Below are 22,717 nucleotides of genomic sequence, written 5' to 3'. Positions count from 1 at the left end.
TCAGCATCATCCGCCGCGGTCTTCGCCACATCCACATCAACTCCGCCGGCGGATGACGGCTTCGCCTCATCCGCCCTACGAATTCAGCGTGCGATCGAGAAGCGGCTGTCGAAGGAATTGCCCGAGACGACCGGTGCGGCGCCCGACAACGAGCTGGCCGGCGCAGCGGGCTCCGCAACAACCGTCGGCTTCAGCGGCGGACGTGCCGCGGCGACGGCGGTCGCCGGAGCAGCAGCAGGCTTCGCGGCCGGTGCCGGTGCAGACTTGGCCGCTGTGGCCGGCGCCTTTGCCTTGGTGGCGGCGGTGGGCGCAGCAGCGGGCGCCGGTGCCGGCGTTGCGGTCGCCGTGGTGTCTTCGCCGCCCATGCCGACCTTCTTCGCCAGATTGCTGAAGAAGCCGCCTTGCGACGAAGCCGACGCAACGCGCGCGGTGGCTTCGGCAGCAGGCGCAGCAGACAGTGGCGCTGTCTCATCCGAATTCGAGAACATCGACGCACCGAATGACGGCGAGGCCGTTGCCATGGCGGTGGCCTTCGGCGGATTGACGTGCGGCGGGATGGTGCCCGGCGCGCGCGCATAGGCGACGCTCTGCGAGCCCGGCAGGTCGGGCTCGGACAGGCCGGTGGAGCCTTCCGGAATCTTCGAGGCGAAGATGCGGTTCATGCCGCCGTCGATATCCGGACGGCGCTGCGCCATCGGCGTGCCCTTATTGATCAGCTCCGCGGTCTTGGCATCGTCCGACGCTTCCTTGGCGCGGACGGCATCGGCGATCTCGGCCGGCACTTCATAGACCGGGCACTTCATCGACGCATTGAACATCGCCGGGCGCGTCGGCGAGGCATTCGGCACCACCGGATCGAACACGTAGCGCTGTTCGCAGAACTCGACCTTCGGCTCCTGCTTCGTCACTTCGAAGTGGTCGTAGCCCTGCTTGATCATTTTCCAGAACGGCATGTTCGGATTGCCGCGATGCCGCGCCATGTTCACCGGGGTCATGCGGAACGGATAGGCCTGCACCTGGAAGGCGCGCTGGCCACCGAAGAAGCTCTCGCGGCCGAACGAATAGACTTCCGAGATCTGCTCGTCGGTCATGGCGTAGCAGCCGCGCGACGAGCAATCGCCATGCACCATCAGCTGCGAGCCGGTGCGGCCGAGCGATTTATCGAAGGCGTTCGGATAGCCCATATTGAAGGACAGATAGAACGACGACTGCGGATTCATCTGGCCCGGCGTGATCGAATAGAAGCCTTCCGGCGCCTGGCGGTCGCCTTCCTTGATTTTTGGTCCGAGATCGCCCGACCAGCGGCAGATCGGATAGGTCTTCAAAAGCGCGAACTGGCCGGAGCGCGTCTGCTTCCAGACTTCGAGTTCGGCTTCCTGCTTGAAAATGCGGATCAGCAAAGGCGACTGCGGATCCATGTCCTTGGCGGCCATTTCGGCCAGCATCTTTTCCGGGATCGGCTTGTTGGCCTTGGCATTGCTGGCCAGCGACATCTGTTCGCCATTGCAGCCAGCCAACAGCGCACCGGCCGACAGGATGGCCGAGGTGAGCAGCGCGCGAACAAGCGAGCGATTGATCAAGACGAAACTCCACAGCCGGCGGCCGCCGACACCCCAAGGAAATGCGGACAAATTAGTCCTAATTCCTTCCCAAATATTAGCCTTAAGGGCCCCAGCCCGCAACACAACCGGCTGTGAGCGACGGGTTCCCGTTCGGCGATGGTCAATAGAGATTGAAGATCGGGTGCCGGGCGGAATTGCGGCGGGGCGCCGGGGGACGGCGGGGATGGTTAACCGGAGGTGAGACTGCGCCTTTGGCCACAATCCCAGTCCCTCATTGTGAGGAGCGCGCCTTTGCGCGCGTCTCGAACCATGAGTTGGCCGGACTCTGAGCTCCTCGGCCATCCTTCGAGACGCCGCTGCGCGGCTCCTCAGGATAAGGGGTGGAGTGGGCGGAGGGAGCCGCCCAAGGTCTAGCCTAGGCCCGGATCACGGTCTTCAAGTAGTTGTAAGCCTTGATGACTTCGATCAGGCGGTCTTCCGTGGAACGGTCGCCGCCATTGGCGTCGGGGTGGTGCTGCTTGACCAGCGCCTTGTACTTGGCCTTGACGTCGTCCAGCGTCGCCTCGCCTGTCAGGCCCATGACCTGGAGCGCCTTGCGCTCGGCATTCATGACCTTTCGCGCTTCGGGCTTCGGCGCTTCCGGCGCGGCGCGGCGGCGGCCACGGCCGAGGCCGTTCATCTCGTCGAACATGGAGAACGGATCGACGGCGCCGTCCAGATCAGCCTCGCCGGACTTGCCTTTGCCCTTGGTGCCATTGGCGCCCATTTTCCAGGTCGGACGATGGCCGGTGAGCGCGTCCTTCTGGTAACTGGCCACGGCGTCCGGGGCCATGCCCTGGAAGAAGTTGTAGCCCTGATTGTATTCGCGGACGTGGTTCAGGCAGAAATGCCAGTATTCCTTGTCCTGGGCGCGGCCCTTGGGCGCGCGGTGCGGGCCCTTGTTCTTGCATTCGGGCCACTCGCACATGACCGAGGCTTCGCGGGCAGCGGCCTGCTGCTTCGCGCTCAGCTTGTTCGGCTTGATGCGGATACTGTCGAAGAATTTGGATGAGTCGATGGGCATGGCTGACTATGACAACGCAACGCAAAAAGCTTCAAGTCTTGACATTCGCATTACCCTCACAGGCGCCCCTGCGCCGCACTTTCCGGCCCGACATCACGATGGACGCCTGCGGCCGGAGCCGCTAAGCCGGTCATCATGACCATGAAAGATAACATCACAAAGAAGCTGACGGATGCTTTCGCGCCCCTCAGCCTGACCGTGACCGATGAATCGCATCTGCATGCCGGTCACATGGGCCACCGTCCGGAGGGTGAAACCCATTTCAGGGTCAATATTGTGTCGGAGGCCTTCGAAGGGAAGAGCCGGCTCGACCGCCACCGGATGGTGAATACGCTGCTGGCCGCGGAACTCGCGGGAACAGTGCATGCGCTGGCGGTGAAGGCGATCGCGCCGGGGGAATAACTCGGTGTCGTCCCCGCGCAGGCGGGGACCCATCACCCCGGTCAGCGAAGCTCTAGCCGCATCGAAGCGGATATCGCGCGTCAGCCAGATCTCCAGCGTGTATGGGTCCCCGCCTGCGCGGGGACGACACCGGAGAGACCTATTTCTTCAGCGACGAAATCGCTTCCAGCACGTTCGGCTTCAGCCCTGCCCCGCCATTGTCGATGTGCTCGAAAATCTTCTTCCGCATGCGTGGGTCCCAGAATTTCTTGATGTGCTCGGCAATGCCCGCCACCGCATGGTCGTGGCCCTGGCTCCGGAAGAAATCGCCGATCTGGTTGGCCATGTAGATCAGCCGGTCAGGCGACGTCGATGTGTGCGTGTCCATGCTCTTGCCCTGATGCATCCGCGATCACGCGACCCGGATGTGTGAAAACCTCAAAACCGTCCGACCGCGCAATGGCGGCCAGGGTGATGCCGGCAGCTTCCGCCATGCGGATGGCCAGCGCCGTGGGGGCCGAAACCGACACCATGAGCGGCGCGCCGATGGCGGCGGTCTTCTGCACCATCTCGACCGAAACGCGGCTGGTCAGCAGCACCATGCCTTTGACCGCATCGACCTTCCCCTGCGCCAGCGCGCCGGCCAGCTTGTCGAGCGCGTTGTGGCGGCCAACGTCCTCGCGCAAGGCGACGATACCGCTTGCAGGTGTCCAGAACGCCGCCGCATGCACCGCACGTGTCTCGACATTGATCTTCTGCAACGGCGCCAGTGCGTCCATCGCCGTCATGATCTGATCGAATGAGAATGAACCACCGGGTGCAACCACCGCAGCCGGCTTCACCGCCTCAGTGATCGAATCGATGCCGCACAGGCCACAGCCGGTCGGCCCGGCAATCTGCCGGCGTCGCGCGCTGATGCTCTCGGCCTTGTCCGACGCAAGCCACATCCGCAGCTCGACGCCATCGTCGAATTCGACGGCCTCGAAACTCTCGATCTCATCGATCGAGGCAACGACGCCTTCGCTCAGGCTGAAGCCATAGGCGAAATCGCGATAATCCTGCGGCGTCCCCATCATGACGGCATAGGTGCCGCCATTATAGGTGATCGCCAGCGCGGTCTCTTCCGGCACCGCGCGCAGCCCCTCGCTGACGCCGTGACGGCGCCAGACTTTTCGGGACGCTTTGCGGACCGGCTCGACCATGGATTACTCGGCGGCTTCCAGCGGCGCGATCCGGCGCGACTGGCGGGCCTGCTCCTCATATTCCTTTTGCCATTCCGACGGACCGTTGGACGGCGAAATCTGCACTGCCGTCACTTTGTATTCCGGACAGTTGGTGGCCCAGTCCGAGAACTCGGTGGTGATGACATTGGCCTGCGTGGTCGGGTGATGGAAGGTCGTGTAGACCACGCCCGGCGCCACCCGCTCGGTGAGAAGCGCACGCAGGGTCGTCTCGCCGGCACGGCTCTGCAGCCGCACCCAGTCGCCCTCGCGGATACCGCGCTGTTCGGCATCATGCGGATGCAGTTCGAGCCGGTCTTCCTCATGCCAGACGACGTTGTCGGTGCGGCGGGTCTGCGCGCCGACATTGTACTGGCTGAGAATGCGGCCGGTGGTGAGCAGCAGCGGGAAACGGGGCCCGGTGCGCTCGTCGGTGGCGATATATTCGGTGCGCATGAACTTGCCCTTGCCGCGCACGAAGCCGTCCATATGCATGATCGGCGTGCCCAGAGGCTGCTTCTCGTTGCACGGCCACTGCACGGAGCCTTCCTTTTCCAGCTTCTCGTAGGAGACGCCGGCAAAGGTCGGGGTCAGCGCCGCGATCTCGTCCATGATCTCCGAAGGATCGTTGTACGTCATCTCGTAGCCGAGCGCCTTGGCGAATCCCAAGGTCACTTCCCAGTCTTCCAGGCCGTTCTTCGGCGACATCACCTTGCGGACGCGCTGGATGCGGCGTTCGGCATTGGTAAAGGTGCCGTTCTTCTCCAGGAAGGTCGAGCCCGGGAAGAACACATGCGCGTAGTTGGCGGTCTCGTTGAGGAAGAGGTCATGCACGATGACACATTCCATCGACGACAGCGCGGCCACCACATGCGAGGTGTTCGGATCGGACTGCAGGATGTCTTCGCCCTGCACGTAAAGGCCCATGAAGGTGCCTTCGGTGGCGGCGTCGAACATGTTGGGGATGCGCAGGCCCGGCTCGGGATTGAGCTTTACATTCCACATGGCCTCGAACTGCTCGCGCACGGCATCGCCGGAGAGGTGGCGATAGCCCGGCAGCTCATGCGGGAACGAACCCATGTCGCAGGAGCCCTGCACATTGTTCTGGCCGCGCAGCGGATTCACGCCGACGCCGGAACGACCGATATTGCCGGTGGCCATTGCGAGATTGGCGATGGCGATGACCGTGGTGGAGCCCTGGCTGTGCTCGGTGACGCCGAGGCCGTAATAGATCGCGCCGTTGCCGCCGGTGGCATAGAGACGCGCAGCCGCACGCAGCTCCTTCGGATCGACACCGGTCATGATGGCGGTGGCTTCCGGGCTGCGCTCAGGCTCGGCCACGAAGGTCGCCCAGTCCTCGAACTCGCTCCAGTCGCAACGCTCGCGCACGAAGCTCTCATTGACGAGACCTTCGGTGACGATGACATGGGCGATGGCGGTGAGCACGGCGACATTGGTGCCGGGCAGCAGCGGCAGATGATGCTGTGCCTCGATATGCGCCGAGCGCACGATGTCGGTGCGGCGCGGATCGACGACGATCAGCTTGGCGCCCTGGCGCAGGCGCTTCTTCAGGCGCGAGCCGAACACCGGATGGCCATCGGTCGGATTGGCGCCGATGATCATCACCACATCGGTGTCTTCCACCGAGTCGAAATCCTGGGTGCCGGCCGATGTGCCGAAGGTGGAGGACAAGCCGTAGCCGGTCGGCGAATGGCAAACGCGGGCGCAGGTATCGACATTGTTGTTGCCGAAGCCGGCGCGGATCAGCTTCTGCACCACATAGACTTCTTCATTGGTACAGCGTGACGAGGTGATGCCGCCGACGGAATCCTTGCCATACTTGGCCTGGATACCCTTGAACTTCGACGCGGCGAAATTGAACGCTTCGTCCCATGACACTTCGCGCCACGGATCCGAGATCTTGTCGCGGATCATCGGATTGAGGATGCGCTCCTTGTGGTTCGCATAGCCCCAGGCGAAGCGGCCCTTGACGCAGGAATGGCCGCGATTGGCCTTGCCGTCCTTATACGGCACCATGCGCACCAGCTCCTCGCCGCGCATTTCCGCCTTGAAGGTGCAGCCGACGCCGCAATAGGCGCAAGTGGTGACCTTTGAATGTTCGGGTTGGCCGATCTCGATGACGGCCTTCTCGGTCAGCGTCGCGGTCGGGCAGGCCTGCACGCAGGCGCCGCAGGAGACGCATTCCGAGCCGAGGAAGGATTCGCTCATGCCCGGCGAGACACGGCTGTCAAACCCGCGGCCGGAGATGGTCAGCGCAAAGGTGCCCTGCACTTCCTCGCAGGCGCGGACGCAGCGCGAGCAGACGATACACTTGGAGGGATCATAGGTGAAATACGGATTGGATTCGTCCTTCGCCATCCAGCGATCGTTCTCGCAGGACTCCGGCGAATGATGCGTGTGCTTTGGACCGGTCTTGGCGAAAACGTGGTTCTCACCATCATAGCCATAGCGAACGTCGCGCAGGCCGACTTCGCCGGCGACATCCTGCAATTCGCAATCGCCATTGGCGGCACAGGTCAGACAGTCGAGCGGATGGTCGGAAATATAGAGCTCCATCACGCCCTTGCGCAGCGCCGCGAGGCGCGCGTTCTGGGTATGGACGACGAGGCCTTCCATGGCCGGCGTGGTGCAGGAGGCCGGCGTGCCCGCGCGGCCTTCGATCTCGACCAGACACATGCGGCAGGAGCCGAACGCATCCACCATGTCGGTGGCGCAAAGCTTCGGGATCTTCGTGCCCATCTCCATGGCAGCGCGCATGATCGACGTGCCCTCGGGCACGCTGATGCTCTGACCATCGATGGTGAGCGTCACCATCTTCTCGGACTTGGACAACGGGGTGCCGTAATCGGTTTCATGAACGAGCGACATGGTCTGCTCCTTACTCTGCGGCCTGGATTTGCGGCGCCGGGCCGAAATCATTGGGGAAATGCTTGAGCGCGCTCATCACTGGATACGGCGTGAAGCCGCCCAGCGCGCAGAGCGAGCCGAATTTCATGGTGTTGGACAGATCCTGCAGCACCGCGATGTTCTCGGCGACGCGTTCGCCACGGCGGATCTTGTCGATGGTCTCGACACCGCGGGTGGAGCCGATGCGGCAGGGCGTGCACTTGCCGCAGGATTCGATGGCACAGAATTCCATGGCGAAGCGGGCCTGCTTCGACATGTCGACGGTATCATCGAAGATCACGATGCCGCCATGGCCGATCAGGCCGTCGCGCTTGGCGAAGGCCTCATAGTCGAACGGCGTGTCGAACAATTCGCGCGGGAAATAGGCGCCGAGCGGACCGCCGACTTGCACCGCGCGCACCGGCTTGCCGGTGAACGTGCCGCCGCCGATGTCATCGACGAGTTCGCCCAGCGTGATGCCGAAGGCGACTTCGAACAGGCCACCGAACTTCACATTGCCGGCGAGCTGGATCGGCATGGTGCCGCGCGAGCGGCCCATGCCGTAATCCGCATAAGCCTTGGCGCCGTTGTCGAGAATGAACGGGATGGCCGCAAAGGACAGCACGTTGTTGATGACCGTGGGCTTGCCGAACAGGCCCTTATGCGCCGGCAGCGGCGGCTTGGCGCGGACAAGGCCGCGGCGGCCTTCCAGCGATTCCAGCAGCGAGGTTTCCTCGCCGCAGACATAGGCGCCGGCACCGACGCGGACTTCGAGATCGAAACTGTGCGCCGAGCCCTTGATCCTGTCGCCCAGCCAGCCTGCGCGCTTGGCTGCAACGATGCCCGCATTCATGGCCTCGACGGCATGCGGATATTCCGAGCGGATATAAATGTAGCCCTTGGTGGCGCCCACCGCGATGCCGGCGATGGTCATGCCTTCGATCACCACGAAGGGATCACCTTCCATGATCATGCGGTCGGCAAAGGTGCCGCTGTCGCCCTCGTCCGCATTGCAGACGATGAATTTGCGATCGGCCTGGGCGTCGGCCACGGTCTTCCACTTGATGCCGGTGGGGAAGCCCGCACCGCCACGGCCGCGCAGGCCCGAGGTGGTGACATCGGCGATGATGCCGGCGCCATCCAGCGTCAGCGCACGCGCGAGGCCCTTGTAGCCGCCATGGGCTTCGTAATCCTCGACCGAGCGCGGATCGACAACGCCGCAGCGGACGAAAGTGAGACGGGTCTGCTTCTTCAGCCAGGAAATCTCATCGGCTATGCCGAGGCGCAGATCATGCGGGCCATCGGCGATCATCGCGTCGAGAACCGAGGCGACGTCCTTGTCTTCCACCGGACCGAAGGCGACACGCCCCTTGGGCGTGACGACTTCCACCATCGGCTCGAGCCAGAGCAGGCCACGCGAGCCGTTGCGGACGATCTCGATGTCGAGCTTGCGTGTCGCGGCCTGAGCTTCGAACGCAGTGACGAGTTCGTCCGCACCGACACAGACGGCTGCGGCATCGCGGGGGATGTAAATTTTCAAGGTCATCGCTGTGCCTCCGCAACCAGCGCATCCATGCGCTTCTCATCGAGGCGGCCGACCAGTCTGCCGTCGAGCATCGCCGACGGCGCCGTGGCGCAGAGGCCAAGGCAGTAGATCGGCTCCAGCGTGACGCGATCATCGGCGGTGGTGTTGCCGAGCTTGACGCCCAGCTTCTGCTCCGCGCGCGCGGCCAGCGCATCGCCACCGGCAGCCTGGCAGGCCTCGGCACGGCAGATTTTCAGCACATGCTTGCCGGCCGGCTCGTGGCGGAAGTCATGATAGAAGGTGAACACGCCATGGATCTCGGCGCGGGACAGGTTGCGCGCTTCGGCGATCATCGGCACGGCGGGTTCCGGGACATAGCCGAAGGCGTCCTGGATCGCATGCAGGATCACGATCACCCCGCCTTCCACATGGGAATGGCTTGCGATGATCTCGGTGCAGCGCGCGGCGCTCCATGGTTCGTAGACAGCGTTCATCCCGGGTACTCGATCGTCTTTGTGACTGCTAACGCAATCAAAATTGGAATCGATCCAAAGATCAATAAAGCTGTCTCATGCTGCGATACGGAAAAGGCATCAAGCGATTGGGCGGGCTGGCCATTTTGACGCAGGGCCCTTAGATGACCCGATTTCACCCTCATCCTGAGGAGCCGCGCAGCGGCGTCTCGAAGGATGGCCGCGGAGCTCCGAGCCAGGCCAGCTCATGGTTCGAGACGCGCGCCAAGCGGCGTGCTCCTCACCATGAGGGCCGGAGTTTTAGCTACGGGAGCTCAGCTCTCCAGCGACGGCGCCACTTCGCGGGCGACCTGCACCAAAGCGGCCACCAGCGGGGTCATCGGGTCGCGCTGGGGGACGACCAGGCCGACGCCATAATTCACGACGGGATCGACGATCGGGATCATGCGCACGGAACCGCTGGAGGTGAGCCCCAGCGTTTCCGCCAGTTTGGCCGGCATCACGCTGGCCCAGCGGCCGGTTTTCACATGCGTATACAACACGATAATCGAATTCGAGGTCAGCGTCGGCCGCGCCTCGGCGCCGACCGATTTCAGCGCCCGGTCGATGATGCGGCGGTTCTGCATGTCCGGCGTCAGCAGGCACAGCGGCACCTGGCCGACTTCGGCCCAGGTCACGCTCTTGCGGTCGCCGAACATGCCGTCCGGCGAGGTCAGGAGGCGATAGCTCTCCTTGTATAGCGGGATCGAGCGCACCTTTCCGAGCGGCTCGTTCTCGATATAGGTCAGGCCGGCATCGACCTCGAGATTTTCGAGCAGGCCGAGCACGGCAGCCGAGGTGCAGGACACGATGCGAAACCGGACGTCGGGATGCTTGGCGCGGAACGGCGTGGTCAGTGACGCCACCATGCCGAGCACGGTCGGAATCGCGGCAATGCGGATCTCGCCGGACAGGCTGTCCTTGAGACCGTTGATCTCCTGCTTCATGGCGCGGGTGTCGCCGACGATGCGGCGGGCCCAGTCGAGCGCGCGCTCGCCTTCGGGCGTAAACCCTTGGAAACGCGAGCCACGCTGCACCAGCATCACGCCGAGCATGTCCTCGAGCTGCTTGAGGCTGGTGGACATGGTGGGCTGGGTGACGCCGCAGGCCTCCGCGGCGCGGCCGAAATGGCGCTCCTTGGCGAGGGACAGCAATAATTCGAGCTTGTCGATCAACGGCGTCTCGCTCCGGCCGCCACATGGATTGCGAGGTTCGGCACGCAATGGCGTGTGTGGCTTGGATGATGTCCGTCCCCGTGCATCAACATAAAGCGCAGCTTGCGCCGGCCGCAACCCACAGCAGGCGACGCGATGACGCAGCGGCCGCCCAATACGCATTGCGGCCCGACCGAACGGCCGAGCCTGCAAGGGATATCGATGAACGGAAGGAAAAAGGAAGGAAGTCGATGCCGGCCGCGCCATCGGAACCGCCGATGGCGGGCGGCTAAACCATCAACCGAGCGGGCTGATCTGCTCTTCGGTCACGACGCGCTCGACATTGTCGGCTTTGCTGCGGATGCGATAGCGGGCGCGGCCATCGGCTTCGATCGGCAGGCGACCGGTGATTGTGTAAATCGCGCGCTCACGGGCACCGGTGCGGCCCTGCGGACCTTGCAGCTGGTGGTGGACGTCGTCATTGATTGCGTAGTTATGCGCCATAATTCATACTCTCCACGATGTGCGCTTTTTAGCCACAACAATTCCAAAAATCAAGAATTCATGAGCAATTTCTGCCAGATAGCGCGGCAGAACTGCTATGCGCGAGTAACCACGTCGCCATAATCGTGAGAGGAATGCGACTGAATCAAGCGGGCAATGCCACCCGTGCGAGCAGCGATTCCATTGCGTTTTGAGAGGGTTGGCCGAATCGGAACCGCTTGGCGGACAAGCAAATAAGGCATTAACAAGCCGTTAAGGCCAGCCTCAAAACAGCCTACCTTGCTACCGTACATGACAAAAAATGCGATCCGCCGACTGGTGTACGCTGACTCATCAAAGGCCGGAATTCCAGGCCGAGACTGCAAGCCAAAAACCGAAAAGCCACCGGCGGGGCATCGCCGATGGCTTCGGAGGTCTACATAAAGTTGCGTGTCTTCGAAAAGACAGGGCCGTGAAAATTCGCGGCTGCGCAGGAAAAAGATTACATGACTTAGATCGTTGAGTGCAATACCTGATCTAATCAATCAATCAGTTTTTTATTGTGCCGGGTTATGACGTTACCGCCAGATGATGCGGAGCGAGGCCTGCCAAGCGGCGCGCCTGCATCAAGCGGAATGCTGCCTCGATGTCCCGCGCCGTTCGGCGCGTATTGAAGAGTGGGGCAGCCAGACGCGCATGCGCCAGTTTGTCGCGAAGCGCAGACAATTGCGCGGGCTGCCGGGCGAGTTCGATGGCGCGGCGCTCGAACGCGTCACCATCCGCCGCGATCAATTCCGGCAGATCGAGCGCCCGCAGCAGGCTGGCAGCGACCCGGCCCGCAAATGTCGTTCCTTCGCAAGTGAGCAGCGGCAACTCCGCCCATAAGGCATCGCTCGCTGTCGTATGTGCATTGTAGGGCAGCGTATCGAGGAACAGATCCGCGCAGCGGTGTCGCGCCAGATGTTCGGCGGGCGGCACGCGTTTCGCGAAAATCAGCCGACCGGAATCGACACCGCGCGCTTCAGCTTCACGGCGAAGATTGGCAACCGCAGCTTCGCTGTCATCAAGCAGCCAGAGAACACTTCCGTCGATGACGACGAGGATCCGCATCCAGCGCGCGAACGCCTGAGGCGTGATCTTGTAGACATTGTTGAAACAGCAGAACACGAAGCCATCGGATGGCAGGCCGCAGTCTTGGCGCGTCGGGCTCACAGCTGCAATGTCGCGACGGTCGTCATTGGCCTGATAGCAGTGCGGCAGCCATGCGACCTTCTCGCTATAGAAGCGGCGATGTTCAGCCGGCAGCACATGCGGATCGGCGATGATGTAGTCCATGAAGCCGGCGCCGAGCGTGCCGGGAAAACCGAGATAGTTGACCTGGATCGGTGCCGCGCGGCGCGCAAACACGCCATTGCGCTGCGCGCCGAAATAGCCGTTGAGATTGACGAGAATATCGATGCCCTGCGCACGGATCGCAGCCGTCGCCTCGACGTCGCCCATCGCCGAGATATCGATGATGCGATCCACCGCCTCATTGATACGCCGCCGGGTCGGACCGCCATCATCGCCCCCGTTATCGAAAGCAACGATCTCGAATGCATCTTTGTCGTGTTGTTCGAGAACACCGACAAGCAGCAGTGACGTCGCCTGTTCGCGGAATTCGCCGGAGAGATAGCCGATGCGGATCTTGCCGTTCGAGGCGATTTGCGGCGTCGTTTTCGATGCCGGCGCTTTGCCAAATTGCGCAGCATTGCAGGCTCGCCTCCGATGTCGCGATGCCCTGCCAGCCGAACGGCTCCGCCGCGAGCTTGCCGGCGGCCAGATCGGCCACGATCTCCGCGATCAGGGTGCCGATGCCATCCCAATCGCAGATCAGCATCTTCTGATGCAGGAGATTACCCTTGAGCAGCGGCAGATCGGGATTGAGCGCGCGTGCGCGCAAATAAGCGGATGCCGCCTCGGCAGAGCGACGGAGCTTGGCAAAGATGAAGCCGCGGCCGAACCAGGCCTCGGCCATGTCAGGCTGCAGGGCGAGCGCGGTATCGCAGGCGACAAGCGCTTCGTCATAGCGCGCCAGCTCGGCCAGCGATTTGCTGCGGTTGAAATGAGCTCCGGCATGGCGCGGATCGAGCGCAAGGGCGCGATCGAGATCGGCGAGGGCTGCGGTGTAATCGCGGATATCGTTGAGCACCGTGCCGCGGTTGTTCAGCGTCTCGGCATTGGCGGGATTGAGCGCCAGCGCTTCGGTGAAGCGCTGCAATGCCTCGTCCGGCCGCTTCAGGGCCTTCAGCACCAGGCCATAATTATACAGCGTGACATCCGATCGCGGCTGCAGCCGGATGGCAGCCTTCAGATGCGGCTCGGCCTCCGCATGGCGCTGCAGCGTCACATAGACGATGGCCAGGACATTTAGGGCGCCGAGATGATCGGGTGCCTTGCGCAGGATTTTGCGCAAATCCCGCTCGGCCTCGCTCAGTCGGCCCTGCTGGAATGCCGCGAAGGCGCTCTGGAAAAGATCGGTGGGCGGCGCCATTGCGTGCGGGACTTCGGATCGAACCACGAAAACGACAGATGGCTCGGTATAGCCGCCGCTTAAGATGCCGTCGAGGACGGCAAGCGGGCCGGTCAGCCGCACAACTGCCGACGCAGAATCCTTTTCACCGCTGCCAACAAAAATCCCCGGCAGTTTCCCGCCGGGGACTTTCGTTTCAGATATCGACCGCCGTCAGGCGGGCGGTATTAGAACGAGCGCAGGATCTGCACCGAACCGTTATAAAGGTTCTGGTTTGAGGTCTGGTACACGGTCCCTGCTGCGTTGCCGGTCATGCCGCCTGCAGCAGTGGTGTAGGTGCCGTTGAGGTTCTGCTCGAGACGGCTGTAGGTAAACTGAGCCGACAAGGTCAGATTACGAACCGGGGTCCAAGCAGTACGGGTACCGATCTGAGCAAGACCCAGGTCGAAGTTGCCGGTGCCAGCGAACACACCTGCGCGAGCGGGAGTGGTCGTGGTGGTGCTGTTGTTGGCACCCGGCCCGCCCGTTACGCCCACGCCGCCGAAGGCAGCGAGCATAGCGGCATTGCCGTCACCGTAGGAGATGTGGCTGTAGTTACCGAAGATCGACGTACGCCAAGCCGGGTTCCAGTAGTGCTCGTAGAACGCACTAACCTGCCAGGCTTCGCTCTGGATGATCTGACCGCCGTTGTTGTAAACGCCGTCAAGCACGTAACCGAAGCCGATGGTGTTGCCGTCAACCTTCGAGTAACGACCACCGCCCGAGGTGTCGGTGGTGCCGCCGAAGACGTACTTGGCTGCGCCCTTGGCGTAGGTTGCTTCGAGCTTCAGGCTATCGCCTGCACCGGTTGGCAGGGTCTTGAACTCGACCGCACCGGTTACAGCAAAGCCATAGGAGTCATCGGCATGACCGAGGGTCTGGTTGCCGGTGCCGCCTGCTGCAGTCGCATAGAAGGTCGGTGAGATCTGGTGCATCGCGGCAGCGAAGTGCAGCGAACCCCAAGCCTGATCGAGGCGCAGGTTGCCGACAACGTCAGGAATGTGGTTGCCGCCGTAAGCGTTGCCCAAGAAGGTGTTCGAAGCCGAACCGTAGAAGTTCGGAAGGAACGTGCCAGCGCCCGGACCAACGATGAGCGTATCGGTGTTCCAGAGGCCCGCGTTGCGATAAGCCGACGCGTTTTCGAGCGAGATAGTCGCCGACACGCCGTTACCGAACGAAGCGGTGTAGGCGATCTGCGGGATACCGGTCGCGTTATTCGAACCGGCGTTGAAGCCCGACGAGATGTACGGCTTGGCGAGCGCCCACTGCGGGTCGAACTGCGAGACGGCCTTACCGAAGGTGAAGCCGGCAAACTGGATGAACGCGTAATCGACTTCGGTGTAACCACCGGCGATCGATTCACGGTTCTGCAGGAAGTCGAACTGGATGTTCGCGTAGGTGCGGACCACGCCATACTCGGTCGCGGTGCGGGTATCCGTGGTCAGGTTGATACGCTCACGGGTGGTGATGTAGTCCTTCGTGAACAGATTGTTGCCGCCAGCGCCACCCTGCCAGAACGGAACGTCGTAGGTGCCACCGTTGAACGCGGTGTCCAAACGGATCGCACCGCCGATCTTGATGCAGGTATCGGTGCCCGGGATGTAGTAGAAGCCGGCGCCGTAGAGCGAGCAGACCTTCACATATTCAACAGCCTTGGCCTTGACCGGAAGGTCAGCTGCCTGGGCGCCGCCGATGGCGATCAGACCGGCCGCGGAGCCAAGGATCAGGCTCTTCAGATTCGTCATGTTAAAACCTCCAAGTTGCACATTGGGAAGGTTCCGGATCCGCCAGGCAAAAGCCCGATGGTTGGTTCCCCCACTTCCCCAAACCAACCGCCGGAGTGCTTCGCGCTTTCGGAAACCCGCATCACGCGAGACACTCAAGCGAACCACTTCAACGGGACGATCACGGGTTTGCCCCATCGCCGCCACAGAGAATGCCTGCGCAAATCTTAGAAGCAAAATACTTTATGTACTCAGGTAACTTTTCCGCGACGCACTGTGCTTTTCACGCCACACGCATAACTCGCGATTGCGCCGCACAATTATTTGATCCAGTTATATATTTTACAAAATTCCCAAGTATGGGAATGCTTGTATACGCAGTTACAGATACGGACCGATGGCCTTTCCCCTGACGATGAACACCCCTGCATACGACGACTCAAACGGCAAAAATCAGGAGGTTGTCCGGCAATTTCTGTGGGACATTGCGTCGATCAACGTTCACCTCGAAGAGATTCGCCATTTCTGGGCCAGGGAACTGGGCATCAGCGGCCCACAATGGATGATCCTGATGGCGGTCGGGGATCTCGATACGGGCAATGGCGTGCCCGTAAAGGACGTCTCCGCCATGCTCCATGTGGACCCGTCCTTCGTCACCACCCAGTCCAAGCTACTCGAGAAGAACGGCTTCATGCGCCGGGTGCCGTCGCGCCAGGACGCCCGCGTGGTGCTGATGTCACTGTCGGACAAGGCCAGCAAGAAGATCGCGATGCTGGCCTCGCGGCGCGATACGCTGAGCGATTTCGTGCTGGCGGATTTCGACAACGAGGCGCTGCAGGACATCACGTCCCAGCTCAACAAACTGAAGAGCCGGCTGCAAAAGGCTGCCGTGATGCTGTCAGTGGAGAGCTAAGCTCAACAGCTAGCGGATTGTAGCCAACTGGTCGGCAATCCAGTCGAAGATGAACTCGTTGGCGATGGTCGGATTGTCGCGCTGGGCATGCGACGCGGCGGTTTCGGCCGCGGAAAACACCTTCAGCTCGACATTGTGTCCGCCGGCCGCAAGGGCCTCGCAGCACTTTCGGACATGGCCGGCCTCCAGCCAGTCCCGCTCGCCGAGTGCGACCAGCATCGGACACTCGATTCGGGTTGCGATGCTGCTGCTGCAGAGGCGCACCACGTCATCGCCAAACTCATCGGAGCTCGGTTCCCCACCGTAGATCCGCGAGGCCAGAAATGCCCGCTCGTGCAGATCCCAGATTCCGGCGTCGCATACGGCCGCGGCAAAACGCGGATCGAAACTGGCGCCGCGGGTCGCCAGGGAGGCGCCGAGACCGTCGCCCAGGATGATGATCTTGCGCGTATTCACCTCGCGCCTGGTCTGCAGAAAATCCACCCAGCCGCTGATCGCAGTCTCGATATCGTAGCGGCCGAATCCCTCATGAAAACCACGGCGATGGCCGTGGCCCGGCAGATCGATCAACAGCAGGGCCATGCCGCGCTCATGGGCGTAGCGCGGCATCCGGCACAGGTGCTCTTCCTTGTATTGCTCTGCCCCGCCGACGCAGATCACCACCGGCACCTTGCGGCCGGCCCGGCCGGGCGGTGGCAGGAAATAGCCCTGCAAGGCATCGTCATTGCCCCAGGGGATCTCGACCAGCTCGCCCGCCGGGGTCGAATTCTGCAGATAAAGCTGCGAACAGCCCATCATCTGCGCGATCGCGGCGCCCTGGCGGGGATCGTCGATGCCCATGAAGGCCTGAGCCGTTCGATAATAATTGGCCGCCCGCAGCCAATTGCTGAGTGCTGTCGGGACATGCCCCCGCGCCTGCGCGATGTCGCCGCGCGACTTGTTCAGATCCGCGGCTTTTCTCCACTGCGCATACCAGCTCTCCTCGCAGGCGGGATCAATCTCGCTCGCCGCCAGAAGGCATTCCGAAACAGTGCTCCCGCCATCCTGCGCAGCACCGAGCAGACGCAGGAATTGAAGCGAATAGTCCTCGTTCGCGGGCCAGTGCATCCAGCCGCGGGAATCGAAGGAGGGAAGCACTTCTTCGGACACCGTGTATGTCATTTCCTCTGCATCATTATCTGTGGGTATCGGCTGGGTGCCGACTCCTGCCGGCCGACTGGCCGCATGAAGGAGTGCGTGCTGCTTCTATGGCAGCTGCGCGAACGCGAAAGTTAGACCACTTTTGGGACGCGGCAAAGCGCATGTGACAGTTTTTTGACAGCAAGTCGCGACCTAGCGACGCGCATGATGGTTGATTTCACCCGTTTGGCAACCCTCGGCTGAGCCACACTGCGTGATTTTTTACGAGACGTCCGATCGCAGGATGGCACGGGCCAGCGTCTGTGCACGCGGCACGATGCTGTCGATATCGAGCCATTCGAGGTCGGTATGCACATTGCCGCCGACCGGGCCGAGGCCACACAGGGTGGCGGTCCCCATGCTTGCCGTGAAGCCGGAATCGGCGCACCCGCCAGCGAATTCCCCTTCCAGGGTCGTGAGACCGGAATCGATGGCCGCAGCCTGATAGGTCTCAAACAGGGCCTTTGCAGCGGCGTCCTGAACGAGCGGCAGGAACTCGCCGTCGACATGCAGTTTGGCCGTCGTGCCGGGGACCGTCGATGTGGCAATGATCTTTTCGATCGCCCCCATGATGACAGCGCGGTCGGCGGGTTCGACATAGCGGAAGTCGATTTCGCCGGACGCATAGGGCGCCGTGGTGTTGACCGACTGGCCGCCCGAGATCAGGCCCACATTCAGCGTGACGCCCTTGTCCATGTTGGTCAGCGCATGGATCTGCACAATCTTGTGCGCGATTTCGCCGATGGCGCTGACGCCGACGGCAAAGTTGTTGCCGGAATGCGCGGCCTTGCCGAACACCTCGAAGCGCATGAACACCCCGCCCTTGCGGCCGGTCACGATATTGCCCGATGGGCGGCCCGGCTCGGAATTATAGACGGCGCGGGCAGCCCGGCCCTCGCGCTCGATGATCGGCCGCGAGGCACGCGAGGCGATTTCCTCGTCGCCGGTGATCAGCACCTTGATGGGATGCGGTGCGGCGTCGAATTTCTTCATCGCGGCGGCAACGAAGACATTGATGACGACGCCGGCCTTCATGTCGGCCACGCCGGGACCGTAAGCCTTGTTGTCCTTGATGGTGAAGGGCCGCTTGGCCGCCTCGCCTTTCGGAAACACGGTGTCGCGATGGCCCAGCAGCAGGATCGGCTTCTCGTTGCTGCCGGGCTTGGTGACGACGGCATGGACCGCATCGCCATAGACGTCATTGGGCTCGCGCCAGGTCTCGATGTCGTGCTCGGCAAAATGCTGCTGGAAACGCTCGCCGACGGCATCGACGCCGGCTTTGTCATAGGAGCCGGAGTCGATATTCACGACGTCGCGCAGGAGGTCGATCATCGGTTGCCGCTGCGAGGCCAGCCATTCGACGATCAGGGCTTCGGAATTGGAGGACATTGGATACTTTCACTTCATCTCGGCGCGCATCATGCGCGCGATTTTTTCGCCGATCACGACGGTCGTAAAATGCGTGTTGGCGCGGCAATCGGCCGGCATGATGGCCGCATCGGCAACGCGCAGGCCCTTGATGCCCTTCACGGTGCCATCGGGATTGACGACACCGTCATTGCGATCGAAGCCGGTCATGCGGCAGGTGCCGGCGGCATGCTGGATATCGCCGGTTTCACGGCGCAATACGGCCTCGATCTCAGATGTCGACAACGCAGCAAGCTGTTGCATGGTGAGGCCACCTTCGGAAATCCCGATCCATTCGGAGATGCCCGTCAGCGCCGGTTGCGCCGTGATCACGGCAAGGCGCTTCACGGCGTCGACCATGCGCGCCATGTCGCGCGGGTCGGCCAGCATGTTTTCCTCGACCACCGGATCGATCGATGCATCGCGCGAGGTCAGCTTCAGCGTGCCGCGCGAATAAGCGCGGTAGAGGCCCGCCGCGACAGCGCCGGGATTGCCGATGCCGCGGTGATTGAAGGCGATGAGGATCATGTCGCGGCGGCCATGATCCAGGCCGGATGAATAGGTCACGCAGCAATTGGTGTGGCGGGTATCGCGATCTGTCGGCGCGATACCGTCGCGCAGCTTGACCAGCGGGCGGAACAGCGGGTGATCGAAGAAATGCTGCCCGACCGGGAGATCACGCTCGACGGCGATGCCCATCGCCTGCAGGTCAGCCGCGGGACCGATGCCCGAACGCAGCAGGATCGCCGGGCTGTGGATCGCGCCGCCGCACAGCACGATCTCACGCGCCGACAATTCCTGCGTGCCCTGCCCTTCGATATGCACGATGACGCCGGTGGCACGGCCATCGGTGATGACGACGCGATCGACCAGCGCGTGGCCGCGAATTTCGAGATTGGCGCGGCCGCGCGCGGGCTCGAGATAGGCCTCATTGGTGGAGATGCGGCGCAGGTTGCGGCTGTTGATGGGATAACAGGCAACGCCCTCGCCATCGGGCCCGTTGACGTCGTCGCACCACTTGTAGCCCGAGGCCAGCGCGGAATCGCGCAGGCCCTTGTCGATCGGGCCCCATGTTTCCGGCGGCGCGCGATAGACCGGCAGAGGACCACCACGGCCGTGGCCGGGCTCGTCGCCGCGCTCCTCATCGTCCTCGATCACCGAGAACAGCGGCATGACCTCTTTCGCCGACCAGCCGGTGCAGCCGAGATCGGCCCATTCGTCGAAGGCGTCGGCGACGCCCCGGATGGCGATCTGGCCGTTCATCATGGACGAGCCGCCAAGACCCTTGCCGCGCCAGTAGAAGCGCTGGTCCTGCTCCGCCACACGGCGCGAGTGCAGATCGGGCCACTGCCACTTCTGCTGAAACTCACGCTGATGAATGATCGGGATCGGATTGGCCGTCGTGACTTCCCAAGGCGCCTCATCGGCACGCCAGTCGAGCCCGGCTTCGAGCAACAGCACACGCGTGGCGGGATTTTCGCTAAGGCGGGCGGCAATGGCAGCGCCGGCCGAGCCGCCGCCGACAACGATCACATCATACATCAGGTCGCTTCTTCCAGAACGAGTCACGCAACATGACGGAGCGTCATGCGACGACGCATCGTTTGCAAGAACTATTCCCGGACGCATGCGCACAGCGGCGGGCTGCCGCAGCGCACACGCAACACAACCCAAACACGCGAATTCGTAGGATGGGTTGAGCGAAGCGACAACCCATCACCGCCGGACGCATATGGTGATGGGTTATCGCTGACGCTCAACCCATCCTACGCGGCGGAGATGGCGTCTCGTCATCATCGAGAATGGCGCGCCAGCCGGCACCTTCGAGATCGTCATACTGGCCCGACCTGAGCGACCACAGGAAGCCCCACAGACCGAGACCGCCAAGGGCCAGCGCCAGCGGGATGAGATAGACGAGCGATTGCATGACGCCTCGCTATTTCAGGATGACGCGGTTGCGCGACAGGAAGATGCGTTCGCCCTTGCGATCGCCTTCCAGCACCAGATCCCACTGCCCCGCCGCCAGCCGCGCGACGCGCCCGCCATAAACGGCGCCGTCGATCGCAGCCAGCTCGACCGCGTGATCAAGGCGCCGATCAGCCGGACGCTCCAGTCGACCCGTGAACACGACATCGCGCAGCGGTTTGCCCTCGCGATCCCGCGCTTCGACGCGAACCGAAGCGCTGCCATCGTCCGCGCGTGCGACATGGGCAACCACAGCCCAGCCTCGTGTGGCCTGCGCGCGCGCGGCCTCGATTTCGTTGCCGTAAGCCAGACTGGCCGCATAGGGGCTATCCACCTCGGTGCCAGGCAGCGTCTCGATGGCCAGCTTCATCATCACGACATTGATACCGATGATCAGCCCGAAAAAGATGATCAGGCAGATCAGGACAAAGCGACCTGTAATCGGACGTCCGGGCACGGTCGTGGTGGCAGCGTCACTCATGACGGTCTCCTTTACGGCATCACAAAATTATCGACGGCGGCGGCAGTCTCGCCGCTAGCTGTATCCGTGACGCGCATGGTCAGCGGCATCGATCCGGCGGCGGATGCCGGCGCTGTCACCAGCACGCGTAGTTCGGTGGTACGATCACGGCCGACGACGATCTCCGGCCGGCCGGACGCGGCAGTGTCCTGTCCGACCACATGCACGGTTGCCTGGGTCAGGCCTTCAACATCGAGCGCCACGGTGCGATCGTCGCGCTTGTTGAGCAGGCGCACGGTATAGGCATTTCGGATCGAGCCATCGGCAAGGCGCACGGCAATCGGATTGCGATCATGCAGGACATTGATGTCCAGCATCGAGCGAGTTGCGAGCGAGTAAAGCATGGCGCCGCCGACCAAAGCGATCATCACTACATAGGCGATCGTACGTGGGCGAACGAGCTTGTAGATGTTTGTCTTGCCGGCCTGGCGGCGCGCGATGTTGATGTCGGTGTCATAGGCGATCAGGCGCGTCGGGCGGCCGATCTTCTTCATCACGCCGTCGCAGGCATCGATGCACAGTCCGCACTGGATGCAGTCCATCTGCAATCCGTTGCGGATATCGATACCGACCGGGCAGACATTCACGCATTGGTGGCAATCGACGCAGTCGCCCGCCGGCTTGCCGGCTGCACGCAGCTCGACGGACTTCTTCAACGATACACGCTGCTCACCGCGATCGTGGCGATAGGTGACGTTGAGCGCCCATTCGTCGGTCAGCGCCGCCTGAATGCGCGGCCACGGGCACATATAGAGGCAGACCTGCTCGCGCATCCAGCCTGCGAGCACATAGGTCGTCGCGGTGAGAATGGCGATCCAGATATAAGCGAGAGCCGGTGCCTGGAAGGTGACGAGCTCTTTCACCAGCGTCGGTGCATCGTTGAAATAGAGCACCCAGGCGCCGCCGGTCCACCAGGCGATCAGCAGCCAGATGGAGTGCTTGAGCGTCAATTCGACAACACGTTCGAGGGTGATGCCCTTGGCGGCGTCCTTCTTGATGCGCTCGCGGCGATCGCCTTCGATCAGGCGCTCGACCGCGAAGAACACATCTGTCCACACCGTTTGCGGGCACAGATAGCCGCACCACATGCGACCGCCGATGGCGTTCATCAGAAAGAGTGTCAGCGCAGCGAGGATCAGGAGGCCGGTGAAGATATAGACTTCCTGCGGCCACAGCTCGATGAAGAAAAAATAGAAGCGGCCATTGACGAGATCGACCAGCACGGCCTGATCCGGTGCACCCGGTCCGCGATCCCAGCGCACGAAAGGCAGGAAGTAATAGATGCCGAGACAGAGCGCCATCAGCGCCCATTTGATATTCCGGAACGTACCGGACACCTTCTGCGGATAAACTTTCTTCTGCGGCGCATAGAGCGGGCCGTAGTCGAACTCCGAGGGAGGAACTGGCTTGTTCATGGTGGTCACTCGCTTCTTTGGAATGACCCTAGACCTCGGTACGTGGATTGAATTGATATGCGTCAAACCACGCGTCAGCAGCGATGCGCCGTTACCTCTCCCCACCGGGGAGAGGTCGACGCGGCATAGCGCGGCGACGCCGTGGCGGGTGAGGGGGAGCCACAAGCGACAGAGGGTGTGGAAGCGGGGGGGGGGGGGGGCCGCCCGGCCGCCCGGCGCCGCCGGCCGGGCCGGGG

General features: G+C 62.6%; 19 protein-coding genes and 1 pseudogene. 2 read left to right on the top strand and 18 right to left on the bottom strand.

The window, feature by feature from the left end; translation table 11 throughout:
• Positions 1-83: 83 nt before the first annotated feature.
• Complete coding sequence (locus ACIQ2A_RS17745) at positions 84-1,580, bottom strand: L,D-transpeptidase family protein (protein WP_398481623.1); 1,497 nt, start codon at positions 1,578-1,580, stop codon at positions 84-86.
• Between the two features lie 397 nt (positions 1,581-1,977).
• Entirely contained in the window at positions 1,978-2,625 is a 648-nt protein-coding gene (locus ACIQ2A_RS17740) for a J domain-containing protein (RefSeq protein ID WP_398481608.1), read from the bottom strand.
• 135 nt (positions 2,626-2,760) lie between these two features.
• Between ACIQ2A_RS17740 and ACIQ2A_RS17735 the strand changes: the two genes are divergently transcribed.
• Complete coding sequence (locus tag ACIQ2A_RS17735) at positions 2,761-3,027, top strand: BolA family protein (RefSeq protein WP_398481606.1); 267 nt, start codon at positions 2,761-2,763, stop codon at positions 3,025-3,027.
• A gap of 139 nt (positions 3,028-3,166) precedes the next feature.
• Here ACIQ2A_RS17735 and ACIQ2A_RS17730 read toward each other — a convergent pair whose 3' ends face one another.
• The 10 genes and pseudogenes from ACIQ2A_RS17730 to ACIQ2A_RS17685 form a co-directional block, all read right to left on the bottom strand.
• Positions 3,167-3,394: a formate dehydrogenase subunit delta gene (locus tag ACIQ2A_RS17730; RefSeq protein ID WP_398481604.1), complete on the bottom strand. Its 228-nt coding sequence runs from the start codon at positions 3,392-3,394 to the stop codon at positions 3,167-3,169.
• Positions 3,366-4,208 carry a formate dehydrogenase accessory sulfurtransferase FdhD gene (fdhD, locus tag ACIQ2A_RS17725; RefSeq protein WP_398481602.1) on the bottom strand — a complete coding sequence of 281 codons (843 nt, stop codon included), beginning with the start codon at positions 4,206-4,208 and terminating at the stop codon, positions 3,366-3,368. Before fdhD ends, ACIQ2A_RS17730 begins: the two co-directional genes overlap by 29 nt.
• A 3-nt stretch (positions 4,209-4,211) precedes the next feature.
• Entirely contained in the window at positions 4,212-7,115 is a 2,904-nt protein-coding gene (gene fdhF, locus ACIQ2A_RS17720) for a formate dehydrogenase subunit alpha (RefSeq protein WP_398481600.1), read from the bottom strand.
• A gap of 10 nt (positions 7,116-7,125) precedes the next feature.
• Positions 7,126-8,679: a formate dehydrogenase beta subunit gene (locus ACIQ2A_RS17715; protein ID WP_398481598.1), complete on the bottom strand. Its 1,554-nt coding sequence runs from the start codon at positions 8,677-8,679 to the stop codon at positions 7,126-7,128.
• Positions 8,676-9,152, bottom strand: coding sequence for a formate dehydrogenase subunit gamma (locus ACIQ2A_RS17710; protein ID WP_398481596.1), 477 nt, complete (start codon positions 9,150-9,152; stop codon positions 8,676-8,678). Before ACIQ2A_RS17710 ends, ACIQ2A_RS17715 begins: the two co-directional genes overlap by 4 nt.
• 293 nt (positions 9,153-9,445) lie before the next feature.
• Complete coding sequence (locus ACIQ2A_RS17705; RefSeq protein WP_398481594.1) at positions 9,446-10,345, bottom strand: LysR family transcriptional regulator; 900 nt, start codon at positions 10,343-10,345, stop codon at positions 9,446-9,448.
• A gap of 276 nt (positions 10,346-10,621) precedes the next feature.
• Positions 10,622-10,828 (bottom strand): hypothetical protein, encoded by a 207-nt coding sequence (locus ACIQ2A_RS17700; RefSeq protein WP_211910563.1) that lies wholly within the window; start codon positions 10,826-10,828, stop codon positions 10,622-10,624.
• A 549-nt stretch (positions 10,829-11,377) separates the two neighbouring features.
• Positions 11,378-12,631 (bottom strand): UDP-N-acetylglucosamine-peptide N-acetylglucosaminyltransferase, encoded by a 1,254-nt coding sequence (locus tag ACIQ2A_RS17695; RefSeq protein ID WP_398481621.1) that lies wholly within the window; start codon positions 12,629-12,631, stop codon positions 11,378-11,380.
• A gap of 136 nt (positions 12,632-12,767) precedes the next feature.
• Positions 12,768-13,340: pseudogene (locus ACIQ2A_RS17690) on the bottom strand (tetratricopeptide repeat protein); the annotation flags it as partial.
• Between the two features lie 206 nt (positions 13,341-13,546).
• Entirely contained in the window at positions 13,547-15,103 is a 1,557-nt protein-coding gene (locus tag ACIQ2A_RS17685) for a porin (RefSeq protein WP_398481591.1), read from the bottom strand.
• A gap of 376 nt (positions 15,104-15,479) precedes the next feature.
• On the opposite strand from ACIQ2A_RS17685, the gene ACIQ2A_RS17680 reads away from it, so the two are divergent.
• A complete protein-coding gene (locus ACIQ2A_RS17680) occupies positions 15,480-15,995 on the top strand; it encodes a MarR family winged helix-turn-helix transcriptional regulator (RefSeq protein ID WP_398481589.1) in 516 nt (171 codons plus the stop codon).
• Between the two features lie 9 nt (positions 15,996-16,004).
• Here ACIQ2A_RS17680 and ACIQ2A_RS17675 read toward each other — a convergent pair whose 3' ends face one another.
• The 6 genes from ACIQ2A_RS17675 to ccoG form a co-directional block, all read right to left on the bottom strand.
• Positions 16,005-16,835 (bottom strand): alpha/beta hydrolase family protein, encoded by an 831-nt coding sequence (locus tag ACIQ2A_RS17675; RefSeq protein ID WP_398481587.1) that lies wholly within the window; start codon positions 16,833-16,835, stop codon positions 16,005-16,007.
• A gap of 561 nt (positions 16,836-17,396) precedes the next feature.
• Positions 17,397-18,563 (bottom strand): M20 family metallopeptidase, encoded by a 1,167-nt coding sequence (locus tag ACIQ2A_RS17670; protein WP_398481585.1) that lies wholly within the window; start codon positions 18,561-18,563, stop codon positions 17,397-17,399.
• Positions 18,564-18,572: 9 nt separating this feature from the next.
• Positions 18,573-20,123, bottom strand: coding sequence for a GMC family oxidoreductase (locus tag ACIQ2A_RS17665; RefSeq protein ID WP_398481583.1), 1,551 nt, complete (start codon positions 20,121-20,123; stop codon positions 18,573-18,575).
• Positions 20,124-20,337: 214 nt separating this feature from the next.
• Complete coding sequence (gene ccoS, locus ACIQ2A_RS17660) at positions 20,338-20,508, bottom strand: cbb3-type cytochrome oxidase assembly protein CcoS (RefSeq protein WP_398481580.1); 171 nt, start codon at positions 20,506-20,508, stop codon at positions 20,338-20,340.
• Between the two features lie 9 nt (positions 20,509-20,517).
• Positions 20,518-21,027, bottom strand: coding sequence for a FixH family protein (locus tag ACIQ2A_RS17655; protein ID WP_398481578.1), 510 nt, complete (start codon positions 21,025-21,027; stop codon positions 20,518-20,520).
• Between the two features lie 11 nt (positions 21,028-21,038).
• Positions 21,039-22,481: a cytochrome c oxidase accessory protein CcoG gene (gene ccoG / locus ACIQ2A_RS17650; protein ID WP_398481576.1), complete on the bottom strand. Its 1,443-nt coding sequence runs from the start codon at positions 22,479-22,481 to the stop codon at positions 21,039-21,041.
• Between the last annotated feature and the right edge of the window lie 236 nt (positions 22,482-22,717).

This window comes from Tardiphaga sp. (genome assembly GCF_044336785.1).
In the GTDB taxonomy this organism is placed as follows: Bacteria; Pseudomonadota; Alphaproteobacteria; order Rhizobiales; family Xanthobacteraceae; genus Tardiphaga.
The sequence above is the reverse complement of the archived record's forward strand: the minus strand, read 5'-3'. Positions and strand labels throughout refer to the sequence as shown.